The sequence below is a fragment of the Zwartia sp. genome, from assembly GCF_049655405.1.
Taxonomy (GTDB): domain Bacteria; phylum Pseudomonadota; class Gammaproteobacteria; order Burkholderiales; family Burkholderiaceae_B; genus Zwartia.
Genome location: NZ_JBASJR010000008.1, coordinates 1 through 17,446, shown reverse-complemented (window position 1 = coordinate 17,446; position 17,446 = coordinate 1). Strand labels below are relative to the sequence as shown.

At 48.6% G+C, this 17,446-nt stretch carries 14 protein-coding genes; 9 read left to right on the top strand and 5 right to left on the bottom strand.

What is annotated here, in order from left to right:
- Positions 1-127 precede the first annotated feature (127 nt).
- The 9 genes from WBJ47_RS04015 to WBJ47_RS03975 all read left to right on the top strand — a co-directional run bounded on the left by WBJ47_RS04015 (position 128) and on the right by WBJ47_RS03975 (position 15,769).
- The gene (locus tag WBJ47_RS04015) at positions 128-1,693 is read left to right on the top strand and encodes a recombinase family protein (protein WP_424585245.1); all 1,566 of its coding nucleotides are present in this window, start codon (positions 128-130) and stop codon (positions 1,691-1,693) included.
- Positions 1,690-2,592: a plasmid partitioning protein RepB C-terminal domain-containing protein gene (locus tag WBJ47_RS04010; RefSeq protein ID WP_422243647.1), complete on the top strand. Its 903-nt coding sequence runs from the start codon at positions 1,690-1,692 to the stop codon at positions 2,590-2,592. Before WBJ47_RS04015 ends, WBJ47_RS04010 begins: the two co-directional genes overlap by 4 nt.
- Positions 2,589-3,473, top strand: a complete 885-nt coding sequence (locus WBJ47_RS04005; protein WP_422243646.1) for a plasmid partitioning protein RepB C-terminal domain-containing protein — start codon at positions 2,589-2,591, stop codon at positions 3,471-3,473. Before WBJ47_RS04010 ends, WBJ47_RS04005 begins: the two co-directional genes overlap by 4 nt.
- Complete coding sequence (locus tag WBJ47_RS04000) at positions 3,474-4,823, top strand: hypothetical protein (RefSeq protein ID WP_422243645.1); 1,350 nt, start codon at positions 3,474-3,476, stop codon at positions 4,821-4,823.
- A gap of 770 nt (positions 4,824-5,593) precedes the next feature.
- Entirely contained in the window at positions 5,594-7,663 is a 2,070-nt protein-coding gene (locus WBJ47_RS03995; RefSeq protein WP_422243644.1) for an HsdM family class I SAM-dependent methyltransferase, read from the top strand.
- Positions 7,660-8,943 (top strand): restriction endonuclease subunit S, encoded by a 1,284-nt coding sequence (locus WBJ47_RS03990; protein WP_422243643.1) that lies wholly within the window; start codon positions 7,660-7,662, stop codon positions 8,941-8,943. The genes WBJ47_RS03995 and WBJ47_RS03990 overlap by 4 nt, the downstream gene beginning before the upstream one ends.
- Positions 8,940-12,170: a DEAD/DEAH box helicase family protein gene (locus tag WBJ47_RS03985; RefSeq protein WP_422243642.1), complete on the top strand. Its 3,231-nt coding sequence runs from the start codon at positions 8,940-8,942 to the stop codon at positions 12,168-12,170. Before WBJ47_RS03990 ends, WBJ47_RS03985 begins: the two co-directional genes overlap by 4 nt.
- A 138-nt stretch (positions 12,171-12,308) precedes the next feature.
- Positions 12,309-13,790, top strand: a complete 1,482-nt coding sequence (locus WBJ47_RS03980) for a DUF262 domain-containing protein (RefSeq protein ID WP_422243641.1) — start codon at positions 12,309-12,311, stop codon at positions 13,788-13,790.
- The gene (locus tag WBJ47_RS03975) at positions 13,787-15,769 is read left to right on the top strand and encodes a DUF262 domain-containing protein (RefSeq protein ID WP_422243640.1); all 1,983 of its coding nucleotides are present in this window, start codon (positions 13,787-13,789) and stop codon (positions 15,767-15,769) included. Before WBJ47_RS03980 ends, WBJ47_RS03975 begins: the two co-directional genes overlap by 4 nt.
- A 193-nt stretch (positions 15,770-15,962) precedes the next feature.
- Here WBJ47_RS03975 and lysC read toward each other — a convergent pair whose 3' ends face one another.
- The 5 genes from lysC to WBJ47_RS03950 are packed head-to-tail and all read right to left on the bottom strand — an operon-like array spanning position 15,963 to position 17,405.
- Positions 15,963-16,151 (bottom strand): Rz1-like lysis system protein LysC, encoded by a 189-nt coding sequence (gene lysC / locus WBJ47_RS03970; RefSeq protein ID WP_422243765.1) that lies wholly within the window; start codon positions 16,149-16,151, stop codon positions 15,963-15,965.
- Positions 16,066-16,443 carry a hypothetical protein gene (locus tag WBJ47_RS03965; RefSeq protein WP_422243772.1) on the bottom strand — a complete coding sequence of 126 codons (378 nt, stop codon included), beginning with the start codon at positions 16,441-16,443 and terminating at the stop codon, positions 16,066-16,068. Before WBJ47_RS03965 ends, lysC begins: the two co-directional genes overlap by 86 nt.
- Positions 16,440-16,652, bottom strand: coding sequence for a hypothetical protein (locus WBJ47_RS03960; RefSeq protein ID WP_422243639.1), 213 nt, complete (start codon positions 16,650-16,652; stop codon positions 16,440-16,442). Before WBJ47_RS03960 ends, WBJ47_RS03965 begins: the two co-directional genes overlap by 4 nt.
- 16 nt (positions 16,653-16,668) lie before the next feature.
- Positions 16,669-17,181, bottom strand: a complete 513-nt coding sequence (locus WBJ47_RS03955) for a glycoside hydrolase family 108 protein (protein ID WP_424585244.1) — start codon at positions 17,179-17,181, stop codon at positions 16,669-16,671.
- The gene (locus WBJ47_RS03950) at positions 17,178-17,405 is read right to left on the bottom strand and encodes a hypothetical protein (protein ID WP_424585243.1); all 228 of its coding nucleotides are present in this window, start codon (positions 17,403-17,405) and stop codon (positions 17,178-17,180) included. Before WBJ47_RS03950 ends, WBJ47_RS03955 begins: the two co-directional genes overlap by 4 nt.
- Positions 17,406-17,446 lie beyond the last annotated feature (41 nt).

The following is a 17,446-nucleotide window of genomic DNA, read 5'->3' as shown; positions in this document are numbered from 1 at the left end:
CCCGAATATCTGCGTGGCAAGCACGGCAACGGTACCTAGACGCTGGCAATAACCAGCACGACAGTTACAGATGAAGTGAACCGCAGGTTCGGGAGCAGCAATTTCTCACATTGGGCGATCGGGTCATATGCACTCAGAAGAATCAAAAAGTGAAGCTCCAACTCAACCGACTCTTTTCAGAGCCGCCGAATACGTCCGGATGTCTACTGAGCATCAGCAGTACTCGACAGAAAACCAAGCTGACAAAATCCGCGAATATGCTGCACAGCGTGGAGTTGAGATTGTTCGGACGTATGCGGATGAAGGAAAAAGCGGACTGAATATCGGTGGGCGACTGGCATTGCAACAACTTATCAAGGATGTTGAAGCAGGTACTGCTGATTTTCAGATGATCCTGGTGTACGACGTTAGTCGGTGGGGCAGGTTTCAGGACGCGGACGAAAGCGCCTATTACGAGTACATCTGTCGCCGCGCTGGTATCCATGTCACCTATGTTGCCGAGCAGTTCGAGAATGACGGCTCGCCAGTCTCTACCATCGTTAAAGGTGTCAAGCGGGCAATGGCCGGTGAGTACAGCAGGGAGCTATCGACCAAAGTATTTGCAGGGCAATGTCGCCTGATCGAAATGGGCTTCCGCCAAGGTGGCCCTGCAGGTTTCGGATTGCGTAGAGTGCTAATTGACCAAACTGGCTCAATCAAGAGTGAACTGACTCGTGGTGAACACAAGAGCCTGGAAACGGATCGAGTCATCCTAATGCCTGGCCCAGACTCAGAAGTGCAGAGCGTAAATCAAATCTACAAGTGGTTTATCGAAGAGGGTATATCGGAGTCAGAAATCGCGGCTCGTCTCAATGGCAGTGGTGTGCGAACCGATCTGAATCGGGACTGGACGCGGGCGACTGTGCGCGAGGTACTGATCAACGAAAAGTATATCGGCAATAACGTATACAACAGAATTTCCTTCAAGCTCAAAAAACACCGGATCATTAACCAACCTGACATGTGGATTAAGAAGGAGGGGGCATTCGAGGCCATCGTATCACCAGAAATTTTCTACATGGCACAAGGCATCCTTCGTGCCCGCGCACACAGATTCAGTAGCGAGGAGTTGATCGAAAAGCTCCGTCGTTTGTACCACCACCGTGGATTTCTATCTGGTCTGATTATCGATGAGGCGGATGATATGCCGTCGGCTGCGGCCTATATCCATCGATTTGGTAGTCTGATACGAGCGTACGAAGCTGTTGGTTTCACGCCAGATCGAGACTATCAGTTTCTGGAAGTCAATAAGTTTTTACGCAAGATGCACCCTGAAATTATCAGTCAGACGGAGCAGGCGATAGCCCAAATCGGTGGTCACGTCGAGCGTGATCCAGCCACTGATCTGTTGACCGTGAACCGAGAATTCAGTGTTTCGTTGGTTCTGGCACGCTGCCAGACCAAGGAGAGTGGGCGGCATCGCTGGAAGGTTCGCTTTGACACGAGCCTCGCCCCCGATATCACGGTGGCTGTGCGACTCGATCAATTCAATCAATCGCCGCTTGATTATTACCTGCTGCCACGCTTGGATTTTGGCTTGCCACGCATCAGTCTGGCCGAGCACAACGGCATTGAGTTCGAAAGCTATCGTTTTGAGAGCTTGGATTACCTATATGGTATGGCGCAACGCACACAAGTGAGGAGGGCAGCATGATTAAAGAACACCCGTCCTGCGATTTGCAGATGATTCCGATCGATAAGATCGATGTCCTTAATCCTCGCGAGCGCAACGGCCGGATCTTTGACGATATCGTGGGCAATATTAAGGAGATTGGCCTAAAGAAGCCGATCACAGTGACGCCACGTAAAGATCTGGATGGCAAGGAAAAGTTCTTATTAATCTGCGGTGAAGGCAGGCTCAAAGCTTTTAAGTCACTCGGCGAAACCACGATCCCTGCGATGGTTGTCAACGTCAGTGACGAGGACGCGTTCATCATGAGCCTCGCTGAAAACATTGCTCGGCGCCAGGGACGTACGTTGGAATTGCTGGCTGGTATCGAACATTTACGCGACCAGGGCTATGACAAAAAAGCAATTTCTGAGAAGACAGGCCTTGGTCAGGATTATATTCACGGTATTTTGCAATTGCTCAAAAATGGTGAGGAGCGATTACTTATTGCAGTTGAAAATGGGCGTATTCCACTTAACGCGGCTCTGGCTATCGCAGGTGCCGGTAGCCAGCATAAGGACGTGCAGGAGGCCCTACAAGAGGCCTATGAAAGTGGTCAACTGCGAGGCAACCACCTGATCGCGGCCCGAAAGGTTATTGAAAAGCGTCGGAATCTCGGGAGAGGCGTTGCAAGATCGACGTCACGCAAGGTGGTAGACGTAACGTCTTCGAGTCTGATCAGGACCTATCAACAGGAGGTCGAGCGCCAGAAACTGATGGTTAAAAAGGCGGAAATCACCCATCAGCGCTTGCTGTTCATGGCGCAAGCCATGCGGCAACTGATGGCGGATGAAAATTTTACAAATCTGCTCCGCGCAGAGGGGCTCGACTCCTTGCCTAAATTCATTGCTGAGCGGGTCTGGCCCGCAGGTCACCCGACATGACACAGAAACATTTGGGGTTCATCCCTGAGCCGCTGACCGTGGCATTTGACAATCTGTTGCCCTCTCGCAAGGCGCCAGAGGGACTGATGAAGTCGCGCAAGTTCAAGCAGATTTTGTCATCTATCGATGCGGTTGGTCTGATCGAACCTTTGACGATTGCTAAAGCTGATCGTGCCTCTGGCAAACACCTGCTGCTTGATGGTCATATCCGGATGTTTGCCCTTCAGGAACTGGGATTTAAAGATGCTCCATGCCTGATCGCGAAGGACGATGAGAGCTACACCTATAACAACCGCATCAATCGTCTTTCAACCATTCAAGAGCATTTCATGATTCGGCGAGCGGTTGATCGTGGTGTGACACCGGCGCGCCTGGCGAAATCACTGGAATTGGACCTCGATCTCATCACCAAGAAGATCAACCTGCTGGACGGAATCTGTTCGGAGGCAGTTGGCTTGCTCAAAGACAAACAGTTTTCGGCTAATTTGAGTCCGGTGCTTAGAAAACTGAAACCATACCGCCAGGTCGAATGCGTTGAACTGATGGTGGCCACGAACAACATCACTGTGGCCTATGCCCAAGCGCTGCTTGCGGCCACGCCTAGCAATATGCTGGTTAATGAGCGCGGGCAGAAAAAAATTAAAGGTGTTACCTCAGAACAGATGGCCAAGATGGAGCGCGAGATGGCAAATCTTGAAGGTCAGTTCAAATTGGTCGAGCAGAGCTACGGGCAAGATGTCCTGAATCTGGTGCTTGCTAAAGGTTACTTGACGAAACTGCTCGACAATGACGCAGTGATCCGCTTTCTCTCACAAAACAACCCAGACATCTTACGAGAGTTTTCGGGCATCGTGCGAGCAGCGGCGTTGGACAAACAGTGAATGCAAAGCAGCCCTGCGTCAACCGAAAAATCATTCGAATCCTTGAGCACGGGTGCGCCACTGGATTCAGTGAGCCACAGGAACGCACCTCAACCAGATCGTTCGTGTTTGTATGGCTTGGTTGGCGAGGTCGCTTGTGCAGGTAGCGAAGGAACTGAAACAAGCCCATACGCCATAGCGGCCAATTTTATGACCTACCTTTCCTGTGCGATTGGTCGTGGGGCTTATCTGTCCGTAGGAAATACTGCACACCACGCTCGACTTTTCTGCCTTCATATTGGACGATCTGGTCGTGGACGAAAGGGTGATGCTTTACAGTTGATTTTGCGTCTTGATCAGGCTCTACGAGAGGTAGGCGAGTGCTTTGCACCGCAGATTCACCGTGGTGGGCTATCCAGTCGCGAGGGACTCGTAGCCTTGATGCACGACGGATATTGGCAAGGCAAGCAAGAAATTGCGGCCATAGATGACAAACGACTATGGGTGGTTGAGTCAGAATTCGCCAACGTGCTGCACCAAGGTCGACGCGACGGCAATACGCTTTCTTCGGCGTTGAGGGACTGTTGGGATGGCGTTTGCCTTAAACCCGCGACCAAGTCGAACAGGCTGTATGCGAGCAATCCCCATGTGTGCCTGAGTGGCGCTATTTCACCAGGTGAATTGACCGGGCTGATGACAGCGCGCGAGCTAACGAATGGCTTCGCTAACCGATTTCTGATGATTTGGGCTGAGCGCACACAGGTCGTTCCCTTCCCAAAGGCTACTCCGCAAGTGATGGTGGATAGTCTCGCACGTCGGATTCTGAATATTCTGGAGTTTTGTGAGGCTGACCACCATGAGCAGCGAGACAGCCTGCGTATGGAAATGTCTGCGCAAGCGCAATGGCACTACGCCCAGCTCTACCGGGGCGAACTGAACGATGATCTTGGAAGTGAGCTAGTCAGCTCTATGGTGGAGCGCCGGGCTCCTATGCTGTTGCGTCTGGCCATGCTCTTTGCCTTGACTGACTTGCAAACCCGGATAGAGGTTCCGCACATTGAGGCGGCGATGTCCTGGATGCGGTACGCCACGGCATCTGTCACTTACGTTTTCGTCAGCGCGGAGGAAGAAGCCAAGCTGGCGAAGGTCATTGAGTTTGCGACTCGTGTGCTGGAGTTCTTGCGCGAGCGCGGGCACGCGACGCGTAGTGAAATCAGTGCCGAATGCTTTCGGGGACGAGTGACCAAGGTGCAGCTCGATGTCAGTCTGGATTATTTGCTGACAGCTACGCCTGCGCGAATCTGCGTGCAATTGGTCAAGCGCTCAGAAGAAGCGGCCGGCTCTCCGACCAGAATCTACCGCTTGGCATAGCTAGAAGTGCCCTGGGCGGGGGCTGATTTCGCAGATTTCGCAGCTGTCAGACTCGGCTGTAACCATTGCCATACAACACATTTCGCACATTTCGCTGATTTCGCATAGGTATCCATGTCAAGCAGAGATCACAGTCGATGTCTCACCTGGTGAGCCATAAGCCAATCATAATTCTTCCAGGCTGAGGCGGTTGTTGTGCGCGATTGATCAGTTTGCACCAACCTCTTGAAACCTACTAAAAATGAATTTCACATTGGTAGAACGCACTGGCTAGGAAGCCGTTAACTACAACGTGAGCTTTCGGTTTTAACCTACAAGATTTGAAATTATGCTGATTATGCACAAGACATAGACTCAATTAAGTCATCGTCGTTAATTTCATAATTTCTGACTAGATCCCGTAGATGAGGGGTTGACATTCAATGAAAAATTTAGTCAATCGGTCATATTTCAGAAGACATTTAAATCGTCTCACACGACCAATCTACCAAATTGCTCTGTAACCCCACGTTTCGAATGAAAACCTATTTTGAGCGGGTAGAATTAGTTACACAAAAAAATCTTTTTTACTAATTGTTTCATTGAGATGTGGCTGGCAGCACAAAGTATAGAAATAGCAGATGCAAAGCTTGTCGATACGAGGTTAAGTTGAGGACTCAAGAGCGTTAATTTGAAACTAAAACAGCCCTGTTAATTAGTTTATACACGCGATAGTCTTTTTTTTACATTCGTTTAAAAATTGATCATCAAAAATTTAAAGCCAAAGGCTTATGAACATACTTCAATACGAATCAAAAATCTGGGCTACTGCTGATTTACTACGTGGCTGTGGCATCAAAGAGTCCGAATGGCCGTCCTTCATGATGCCGTTCTTTGCATTAGCCATGATCGAAAGTCGCTTGGTGAGAATGTTTGACGACCTCAAAGCCGAGATTGGGGTAAATGCCTTTACCAAGATTCATAAAGAAGATCTTTACGATCTTATCAAAGACAAAGGCCAAGGCTACAACATTTTCATTTTTGAAAAGACTCAGACGCTGACCGATATTTGCAAGAACGATAAATCATTTGAAATCGACTTCGACACCTACCTGAAAGGCTTTGATGGCGAAACAAAAGACCTGCTGGGCGTCGATGCCTCTGAGGGAGAAAAATTCCTCGACATCAAAGGTGTAATCACCAAGCTCAAAGCAAAGAAGGTGCTGTTTAGTTACACCAAGCTCTGGGCAGAGATTGATCTCAAGCCCTTCAATAACTCAGAAATCACTACGCTGGAAGAGCACATCAAGCGCAAGTGGGCGGACATTTCTGCCGAGACCGCCGGAGAGCAATACACCCCGGACGACGTTATCGCTCTGATTGCTGAAATCATCGCCTCCAAAATTGAAGAGTCAGACACGCTACTAAAGATCTACGACTGCACCTGCGGCGGCGGCAATATGTTGTTTGGGGTCGAAGACCGCATCAACCAGAAATTCAAGCGCCTCACCCAAACCTATGGCCAAGACTGGAACGATGCGCTTTATGCTTTGGCGAAAATTGAAAGCCGTTTCCGTCCTGATTCCAAGATCGAGCACGGCAACACTCTGGTAGAAGACAAATTCGACAACGAAGAATTCGACGTCGTTATCGCCAATCCGCCCTACGGCGTGAGCTGGAAGGGCTATGAAAAAGACATTACCAACGACAAGACCGAGCGTTTCAAGTACTTGCCATCCATTTCAGATGGACAACTGCTTTTCATGCAGCACCTCATCTCCAAGTTAGATGCCGATGGGATGGGCGTGGTGGTTCATAACGGCTCGACACTGTTCAGTGGTGATGCCGGCTCAGCTGAGAGCAATATCCGTAAATGGATGCTCGACAGCGATATCGTCGAAGCGGTGATTCAGCTACCTACGGATGAATTTTTCAATACCGGCATTTACACCTATCTGTGGGTGATCAATAAAAATAAGCAGCCGCATCACGAAAACAAGGTGATGCTGATTAACGCCAGCGAAAAATTCAAGCCCCTGCAGAAGAGCAAGGGATCTAAGAAAAATGAAGTGGATGAAGTCAGCCGCCTGGAAATCGTGGCCACTCTCTCCGCCTACCAAGAGAATGATTATGCCCGCGTGTTTGACAGAGAGTTTTTCTACTTCAACAAACAAGCCATCATGCTCACCAATGTCGATGAGCAAGGCAGAACCTTTGAAACGCACTTGCCGTTGAAGGAGGATAAGTTCGGCGAAATGAAACGTGTAAGCTCGATTGAGCTGACGCCCAACAAGATCGCGCAGGGCGAACTTGAGCTGACTGAATTCAGCATCACGAAGTACGATGCGACCCAGTATGCCTCATTGGAGAGTTATTGCGCCGACGCCATCAAACCCAAAGTCGCCCAGCTTGACTACAAAGAGCAGCCTTTGCTCATCACCACTGCCGATGCTAACTTTTTTTACGACCCAGAGAAAGAAACCCTGATCAAAGAAGCTGGCGGCATCACAGAAGAGCTAGGCTGCGGCAAGATCATCGTTTCGGCCAACTACAAGAAGGCCACCAAGAAATTGTCAGAGCGCATTGAGATTTGCGTAGAACTGACTGCGGATTATCAAAAAGACTACGAAATTGTTTCGTATCATAAAGATGTAGCGGTAAACCAAACTGCCATTGAAGCCTTTATGGCGCGCTACATCAGTAAGCCATTCGAGTATCTGGAGAACGTCGTCGGTGTTGAACTGAACTTCAACAAGATTTTTTATCAGCCGGAAAAGTTGCGTGATGTAAGTGTAATTTTAGGTGAGCTCGCAAATATCGACGGTCAGTTGAAACTTCTCGAGCAGGAGATATTGCTGTGAATCTCCGTTCTCATCCGTATGAATCGTACAGAGTTAGTAATGGTGAATGGATCGATCAAACCCCTTCCGAATGGGAAGAGAAAAGAGTAAAAGACCTTTTTAAGCTTGTCACAGATAAGGCCCCTGTCGATAATGACCAGGAACTTTTGTCACTTTATGCGAGCATAGGCGTAAGGCCGCGTAAAGATTTGGAAGCGAGGGGCAACAAAGCCAGTTCCACCGATGGGTACTGGATTGTAAAAAAGGGGGATATTGTCGTCAATAAACTGTTGGCTTGGATGGGATCTGTTGGCTTATCGGAATATGACGGAGTTACTAGCCCTGCTTACGATGTTTTGCGAAAAACGTCGATGCGCGTTGATGAGCGATATTTTTCATATTTGTTTAGAACCGAGATCGCTAAACAAATATTCAAGCGAAATTCGCGCGGCATCATGGATATGCGACTGCGGTTGTATTTTGACAAGCTCGGTGCAATCACTGTTCCCGTCCCGCCATTTTCAACGCAGCAGGCAATCGCAACTTATATTGATACCAAAACCGCGCAAATTGATCGGCACATAGAGTTACTCAACGAGAAGTTAAAGAAATACAGCGAACTCAAACAATCGTTAATTGTCCAGACAGTTACTCGAGGTTTGGATAAATCCGTAGGAATGAAGGATAGTGGAGTGGAATGGATTGGGAAGACACCTACTCATTGGAATGTGCGACGACTAAAAGAAGTGGTAGATGTTCATATGGGGCAATCGCCTTCTTCGTCGGACTATACCGAAGAAGGACTAGGTTTCCCATTTCTTCAAGGCAATGCTGATTTTGGAAATTACTCCCCGACCCCAAGAGTATGGTGCTCTGAAGTAAAGAAAGTATGCCTAAAAAACGATGTCTTACTTTCTGTTCGCGCTCCAGTAGGAGCAGTTAATGTTGCATCTGCCTCATATGGAATCGGGCGAGGCTTGTGCGCAATAAGATCGAAATCAAATTACCAGTATTGGTACTACTTTTTATCGTCTATGTCTTCTTATTTAAATAGCATCGCCACTGGATCGACTTACGTCGCGGTTTCGATCGAAGATGTTAGAAATTCTATGGCCTGCGTCCCACCCGCCCATGAACAAGCCAAAATTACATCTTATCTAAATGAAAGAACAGAGAGGATCGATCGAATAGTCACCGCCATCAATTACCAGCTTAAAAAACTTAAAGATCTCCGCAAAGCGCTGATCAACGATGTTGTGACCGGCAAAATTAAAGTTGTGGGTATAGGGAATGACGAATGAACGAACTTCATCTGCAGGATAAATTCCTGATTCCGTTCTATCGGGAGGGCTTGGGCTATAAGGAAGTCAAAGCCAATACTGTGACCCAAGCGCTCATTATTGAAGAAGACTTACAGGCGTTTATTGCAGAGAGTTCGCTCAACCAAAAGCCCTACGAGATTTTGCTCAAGAAATATAAGGGCGACAAAAAGGCTTTGCTGCAAGAGCTAATGACTTTGATTGCTGAACGCATTGCCAGCAGTCGGAATATGGCCTTGTTCATCAACGCCAATAAGTCGATTACCTTACAAGGTATCAAGCTCCATCTGTTTTACACCAGTGACAGCGTGATTCATGGCAATGCCTTATTTGATGAAAATATTTTCTCGGTCGTGCAAGAGCTGCCGTACAAGTTCATCTATCAAGGTTCACAGATATTTTCGTTTCGGCCAGATCTCGTGATGTTTGTTAATGGTATTTATCTCGGCTACAGCGAACTGAAAAGCAACTACACAAGTCAGAGCGCTAGCAAAAACGGGCGTGGCAAAGTTCTGAAGGATTATTTTGAAGCAGTGAAAGTTTATCACCAGCACATCGATAGTAATCTAATGCTGAGCGAGAAGGAAAAGCAGGGTGTCCGCAAGGATTTTCTCAAAATTTTCGAAAGCGCGATTCACATCACTACCACCGACATTGGTGAAACCTATGTTATCCGCACTATTGCCGATTACTTTGATGAGATATTGGCTACCTGTCGCGAAGGCAAATTCGATCGCGAAGAAATAGAGAAAAAAGCTCAAAGCGTATTTAAGCTTTACCCCTTGCTTAACCCCGATGCGGAAAAGAAGGACAAAATAAAAGAGCTATTCGCGGCTTTATACGGCAAGCTAATGATGGAAAAAGAAATCCTTTATTACAATTTCATTGAGCGTGACGTCTATGTTAATAAAGGGATAAAGGAAGTTAAAGATCAAACTGGCCATTTGATTTCTCCGCGCCCGAAGCAGAAGTTCGGCACCGACAAGATCATGGCCAAGATCGACGAATTTTTGGCTCACGAGCAAGAGCCTGATTATTTTGAGAAGTTGCTCGAAAAGCAATTGGTGGGCGTTTCCGAAGCCAAGAAAAAAGAACTGCTGGAAAAGCGTAAAGCCTACTCCAACAACAAGAATGTGTATTCGTTGCTGATGCAATACGCCGCCGGGTTTGGCAAGTCCAACATCATCGGCTGGTCAGCCCTGCAGTTGAAGGACCTGCGCCGCCCCGATAGCTACGGCAAATCGCAGTATGTGTACGACAAAATCATGATTGTGGTGGACCGCCTGCAACTGCGCAGCCAGATTGATTCGCTCATGCTGAACATGAACATCGACAAGCGCATGGTGATCGAGGCAACCAACAAGAAGACCTTTCAAGATGCTCTGGCGTCCGACACCCGATTGGTGATCGTCAATTTGCAGAAATTTGGCTCAGTACGCGAAATGCTCGACGCGGATGTTCTGAAAAAACTGTCAGGCATGCGCATTGTTTTCCTGATTGACGAGATCCACCGATCCAACAGTGGCGACCAGCATGAAGAGATGGTGAGCATTTTTGACGAACTGCAAAGTCCGTTCGACGGCGCAGCCTACGCCGGTCAAGCTATCAAGAAGAATCTGATCATCGGCTTTACCGCAACGCCAGACGACCACACCCTGGCCCGCTTTGGCGAGTTCAGTGGCTATGCCGAAAGCGAGAAACTCTGGCGGCCCTTCGATAGCTACACCATGAAAGAAGCGATTGAGGATGGCTTCATCCTGAACCCGCTGAAAAACATTGTGCCCGTCGCGTCCAAGATGCTTTTTGATTTGCCCGCGAATCCGCTCGAAGGTTTTACCGAGAAGGAATACAAGGACGCGCAGAAAAAGCAGGTCTATGAGAACCGTGATCGAATCGATGCTATTGCCAAGTACGTGGCCGACCTGTTAGTTAAGGACGTGTACCGTCAAATACGCGGCACAGGCAAGGCGATGCTGGCAGTGCATTCAATCAAGGCGGCGATTGCCTACCAAGGTGCGGTGACGAAACACTTCAACGCCTTGGTGAAAGAACCTAAGTATGAAAAGTACGCGGATGCACCGATACATGTGGTGTATTCCAGCAATCAGGATGAGCAAAGTGCTACCGGTCTGAATGGCGGTTTGACGGAAGAAAAGGTGCTGGAGAGTTTTGCGCTCTGTAAAAATGGTTTGATGATCGTTGTAGCCAAGCTGCAAACCGGCTTTGACGAGAAGAAATTGCACACCTTATTCCTGGACAAAGAAATCAAGGGAATCAGCGCCATTCAAACCATTTCACGCGTGAATCGCACGACGAAATACAAGAACGACTGCAAGATTGTTGATTTTTCCTATAACAACGTGAATGTTCAAAATATCAAGGATGCCTTCGAGCACTTCTCAGATGTGGTGGTAAGTGACTTTGATCCGTTTGGGGACAAAAAAGTACTAGACGTATTGCTGACTGAATTGAGGAAGTCGGATACTTACGAAAAATTCTTTGCCATATTCATAGGTATATACAAGGATGCCGTCAAGCGCGACGAACCAGAGAGCTATTTAGACTTTGAAAGTAGCCTGAAGAAATACATCGACGCCAACCCACAGCGAACCGCCGATAATAAAGCCAAGGCTTCGCAGTATTTCACCATTCTCAATCGCATTGAATACGTGATTGAGTTGGATGCTAAGTACAGCGAACCGAGCTTTTTATTTTTCTGGCGAAAGTTCAATACGCTCTACAACATGCTGCATCGAAGCGAGGACATCAAAGACCCGATTGAAGTGTATTTTGACAACCAGATTGGCATGGTAGAAGTGGTCGCTGCAGAATCAAAAAAGAAGAAGAGAAAGCCAACAGAAGTTGCTGAGGGAACGCCTCCCGGTCCCGGCGGTCAGTTTGATATTTTGGCCATCATTGCAGCCCGTAACGAGCAGGAAGCAAAGACGGGAACACTAATCAAAGACTTTGAATCCAAGATCGTTGATTTCTTCCGCTATGTGCGCGAGTCAAGTGAAGGTGAACGGCTGATCGTTAAGATCAAATCGCACATTTCAGAGAACGAAATCTACGACGATTTTGCGAAGATTTATCGCCGCTACAAAGCGCTGCATCGGCAGACGGTTGGCGACTATTTTTTCAAGGAAACCGAGGATCTGGTTGATAAGCTGTGTGATGACTTTGAGGTCACCGTCCGGGATGCACCGTGAGCAATAGGGCGTCGGTCATCAATTGGGCACACCTATGATCTCAAAAATCAAACAGCCCGCATTTGCGATAGTCTCGGTCATCCATAGGATGGCCATGACGATGCGGGAGTTACTTCTGCCCGGCAGGATTCGACTGGTATGAGTGACAACCCTACGCAATCTCCGGTACGTGTGAGCGTCAGGAGTTTTTCAGAATTATTCGGGAAATCGAAGCATCCGTTTGCGGTGGATACATATCAGCGGGGGTTTGTCTGGAATGATGAAAAGATTCGGCAACTTGCCGATGACTTGGCCGACTACCAGAAAGCGCCCGATCCGAAGCCACCGTACTATATGGGTACGGTACTTGTACATTTTCATGCTCAAAAGAAAAAACGTTTCATCATAGATGGCCAGCAGCGGCTGACGGCTTTGTGTGTGCTGTATCAGAAGTTGACGGGCCGCTTGCCTGAGAAATGTGCACTGACATACTCACCACAGTCGGCTCGCCGCATTCGTTGCGCTGCTGGGATTTTTCGGGAGCACTTAAACCTCCCCAACGCTGACATCTTCCAGCAGATCGTCTTCACGGTGATTAGCGTGAATCGAGTGGATCTTGCCTTTACTTTTTTTGACACTCAAAACAACCGGGGGGTGCCGCTTCATGCCACAGACTTGCTCAAAGCTTACCACTTGAGGGCGGTCGATGGCGCAACAACAGAACGGAAGGAGGCACTGCAAACATTATGTGCACGACGCTGGGAAGGTATCCAGCAGGGTGCGCCGGTGATGTCGCACGACCAAGAGTTTGCACCTAGCCTTTTTGCCAAGTTCCTATGGCGTGCCCGCTACTGGACCGGTGGTCGTGTTAACTACGGTGGCCACGATGCACTTATGGAGGAGTTCCAGAAACAGACGTGGGCGCTGGAAGGCGACAATGCCACCATCCCGCTTTACCGCTCGCGGAATAATCGGCTTGGCACAGCACTTTCGCTCACCCGCGACGGGCACAGTGAAATTCACACCAATCGCATTTCACTGAGCCCCAACGCCGAAGATTTACCCTTTGCTATCCGACAACCGATTCACAAGGGTATTGGCTTCTTTCTCTACGCGGATAAATATTCCGCACTCCTGCGCCGCTTAGTCCACGAACCTACGGAGTCATCCGAGGTGTTGCGCTACCGTGTGGTTTACGAGAAGTTGTTGATGGCAAACTCGATTTTCCTGCGAGAGGTTTTTTTGTTGGCTTCGCTGATGTACTTCGATCAGTTTGAGGATGAGCGACTGTGGGAGTTCTCGCTTTGGCTCGAGCACGCGTTGGGCGCAATTCGGTTAGATAAGCAGCAAGTTCGATATGAGGCGGCACAAAATTTTGTCAAACAGGACCCCAACAACCCGGGCAACCTGAATTTGTTCGATATCATTTCAACCGGCTTCCGACCAGAGCAGGTTATCGGCCACTTAAAAATGTACCACGCACACAGTGAGATCTACGCGAGTGAGTCCATTGAAGTAGGAAAAGGTGTGCAGGGAAGCTACAAACAAGCGGTACTAGCCTATTTTGAACAAACAAAACGCACATCACTTGGTGGCAAGAATAAATGGATCGTTGAAAAGCTTAAAGAGGGTGCCGCATGAAGATCGCTTCAGAGCTTTACAGCTTGACAGAAATCGTCGAGGAAAGCCCCAACTGGCACTTCAATATTCCAATTTATCAGCGCTTGTATGTGTGGGGTGAAGATCAGGTACTTACGCTACTGAACGACCTAGTGAATGCCTATGAGCGAGGTGAGGATTTATTTTTTCTCGGTGGCACCCTGCTGGTTGAGCAAGGCGGTGTTACAGGGCGACACTTTGACCTCATCGACGGGCAGCAGCGATTCACGACACTGTGGATGCTTTGCCATGCATGGCAAGAAGCTTTGAAGCCGTTCCTAACGGTAACGGAAGACACCCGCACGCAGACGCGACTAAGATTCGCCATTCGGCCCGAAGTCAATCACTTTTTGGAAACATTGACTTTTGGATCGCGCGGTCAGCCAATAGCTGAAGATGAAGCTACCAAACGGATGCGAACTGCGCTTGATCTAATGAGGTCTGTTTTTGAGAGGCGCCCCCTGCCGGAAGGTGTGAGAAGCAAAGAGATGCATCTCACTGGATTGACGGATTTCGTTTTTGGCAAGGTGAAGTTCGTAATCACCACGGTTCCCCGTGAGACCGACTTAAACAAACTATTCGAGGTTATCAACAATCGCGGGGTGCAGCTTCAGCATCATGAGATTCTCAAGGCCAGGATGCTAGACGCGTTGACTGAGGCCGAACGTGGCCCCTACGCAGTGCTCTGGGAGGCTTGCGCAGACATGGATAGTTTCATCGAGCGCAACCTTGCTGGACTTTCGGGGCTATCGGCAAGTGAGGTCACGGAATTCTATGAGCGCGGTGAATTTAGTAATTCAGAATTCATCCGCCTGGCGCTGAGTAAAAAAATGCAAGGCCAGAGTAATCTTCATGCGCTGGACTTGGAAAGTATTCTGCAAGAATTGGATCAGCCTGCGATATCCGATATTGATAGCGAAGTGGAGGATGGTGATCCCACATGGGTGCGAAGCATTTTTGGGTTTCCACTCTTTTTACAGCATACGCTGCGAATTTGGTTGTTAGAAAACAAACGGGATGACTTACCTCGGTTGCTTGACCGAGAGCTTTTGACCCTGTTTGATGAACATTTTTTTCAAGGTTCGCTAAAACGGGCAGAGGACGTAAGCTCGTTCATTGAGTTGCTCTGGAGGCTGCGCGTTATCTTCGATATTCACTTTATTAAGTGGGTCGATCAAGGCGAAGAGGAAGTGCATCTGATTAGCAACATCAGCGTTAGCACAAGCAGTGGGAAGCGCTACGTCAGCAGGTCGCGCGAGACCGACTCCCATCGGGGATTTTCGCTTTTGCAGAGCATGCTTTATCACTCCCAGGAAATAACGACGCAGTATTGGGTGACCCCATTATTGTTGTATATGTACCGCAATCCAGGCGAGAAGACTGAAACGCAAATCACAAAGGCAAAGCGCTATTTCGACTATCTTCGACATCTTGATAATCACCTGCTAGGTTCTGCCGCTGATGAATCCCTTGTTATAAGAACCCGCGCATTTATGCAAAAGCCTTGGCAGCGTCGCCACTTGGTCCATAACACGGAGTTGACAAGTGCGAACGGGGTGAAGTTCGCCCACTACTGGTTTTACAAATTAGAGTTTGTGCTTTGGTTTCAACGCAAGCGTGAAACAGATGGATGGAAGAAATTCCGGCTCACCGCAAAAAGCTCGGTTGAACATATCTCGCCACAGACACCGACCGAAAGGGATAGCAACCAAGTTGAACAAGCGCTCGACTGCATAGGCAATCTCGCACTTGTTTCTCGGAGTCTGAATTCAGAATATGGAAATCTGCCTTACAACGAGAAGCGTCAACGGTTCCTCAACAAGAACAAGAAGCGGATCGATTCGCTCAAAATGGATCTAATCTATGAGAACAAGCAGTGGGGAGATAAGCAGGCGTTCGCTCATCAAAAGGAGGTGATTGAGTGCCTGGAAAATTATTGCAGGGACACTCCACGGGCATAAGAAGCGGCCGAATAATGCTGTTTTAGGCAGCCCCATTGACCCGCTCCGCCACATGCAACCCGCCCAGACCCAGCATGCCGAGAGTAAGTGTGGCGAGCGGCCCGATATCGAGCGACGGCAGGTTAAGTGGATGACCGAGTGAGGCTGCCACCGCATTCGTGAGAGCCCCTCCATTGTTGATATTTTTTAGTGTCTAAGTACCACTGAACGCTTCATGCTTTTTTGCACATTCAGAATACTGAATCACCAGCTTCAGATAGCTTTTCATCAACTCATCCCAGGACGGTGACGTAAAACTATCGATCGCCGGGCAAGGGCTGGCCAGATTTGCCGGTATTGGCGGTCGTGATGGCGGCGTTGAGCTCGCGCAGCCTGTCAGCATCAATAATGCAATCGCCGGGTAGTGGTTTTTCAATAACGACACGGTTATACCTTTCAATGATTTTGGGTTGAGCCTCGCGCAGTGTTGATAGTTGGGCTTCGAGGTTTTGGGATAACCCTTGCAATCGCATTGACTCAGATTTAAATGATTCGAGATCTGCGAGATGGCGAATGTTTTCTGCAGCTTGATAGCCCACGTGGAATTGATACTTTCCGTATCCCCATAGCCCCGACATGCCAGCGACCATGGCAATTGCGATGAGTACGTATCGGTTGGTGAGTAGTGCAATCATTTGACCTCCTTCTGCCAATGATCATCGACTACCGCTCCACCAATGTAGGCCGTCACGACCATCCCGACAAAAACATAAAAGGGTGGTGCAATCTGACCTAATTGATCGGATTCGGTGACGAGTATTAGTAGTGGAAAAAGGAGTCCCGCAAGCATAGAGAGCCAGGCCATCTTGCGCCGGTTACGCCAGCGATCTGAGCGATTAGTCATGAGTTTTTATCCGCATTTAGTTATCCTCTGCCGCATAAAGAAGATTGTCGGCTCCCCGATTAGTCCAGCCCCGTCCATAAATATCGAACTTTTGAAGCGATGCCCAAAACTTCAAGCGATAGGCCAGAAAACGCAGCAACACATCATTGGGATCCATGCGGTTTAGTGCCGCTTGAGATATCACTCCCCACTCTCCATCATCAGCTACCTTTACTGCGCGCTGTAAAAAGCGAATCGCATTACTTCGGCCGTGATTGACTGACGCATCAAACAGTTGAAACTTGACCGCTGGGTGGGCCTCGCCACAAACATCCCAAAAGTCTCGCTGATAGATGGTCTTTGCCTTATCAAGAGTGAGATTCTTGATGTCGAGATAGCCGTAGGAACTTGCGGCAATTCCAAACTTGGTGCCTTTTAATAGCCCGATGCCAGGTGCTCCTCCTGTCCAATTGCCCGAGTCGCGTGGGTCATCGCTGTAACCCCCCTCGTGTGAGATCAAGCGATCAAAAGCTTCATTAAAAGTAATCATCTTTTCCAGAACTCATTCCAAAGCACTGCAATGGCCGAGCACACGCCTGTAATCCACAGGATCGGCTTAGCAATCTTGCCCAGTACTTCAAGTGCAATAAATGCCCCTTTTGCGGCTGAAAAGGCGGCGGTGACTTCTTTTGTGTTCTCATCGATGCGATCGATCTTGTCTTCAACGCAGACGAGTCGTTCGTAGATTTCTTTATGGGTGATTTCTTCGTCCATGTTGTTCCTTAGCCGTTATGTATTTCTTAATCGATATGTGC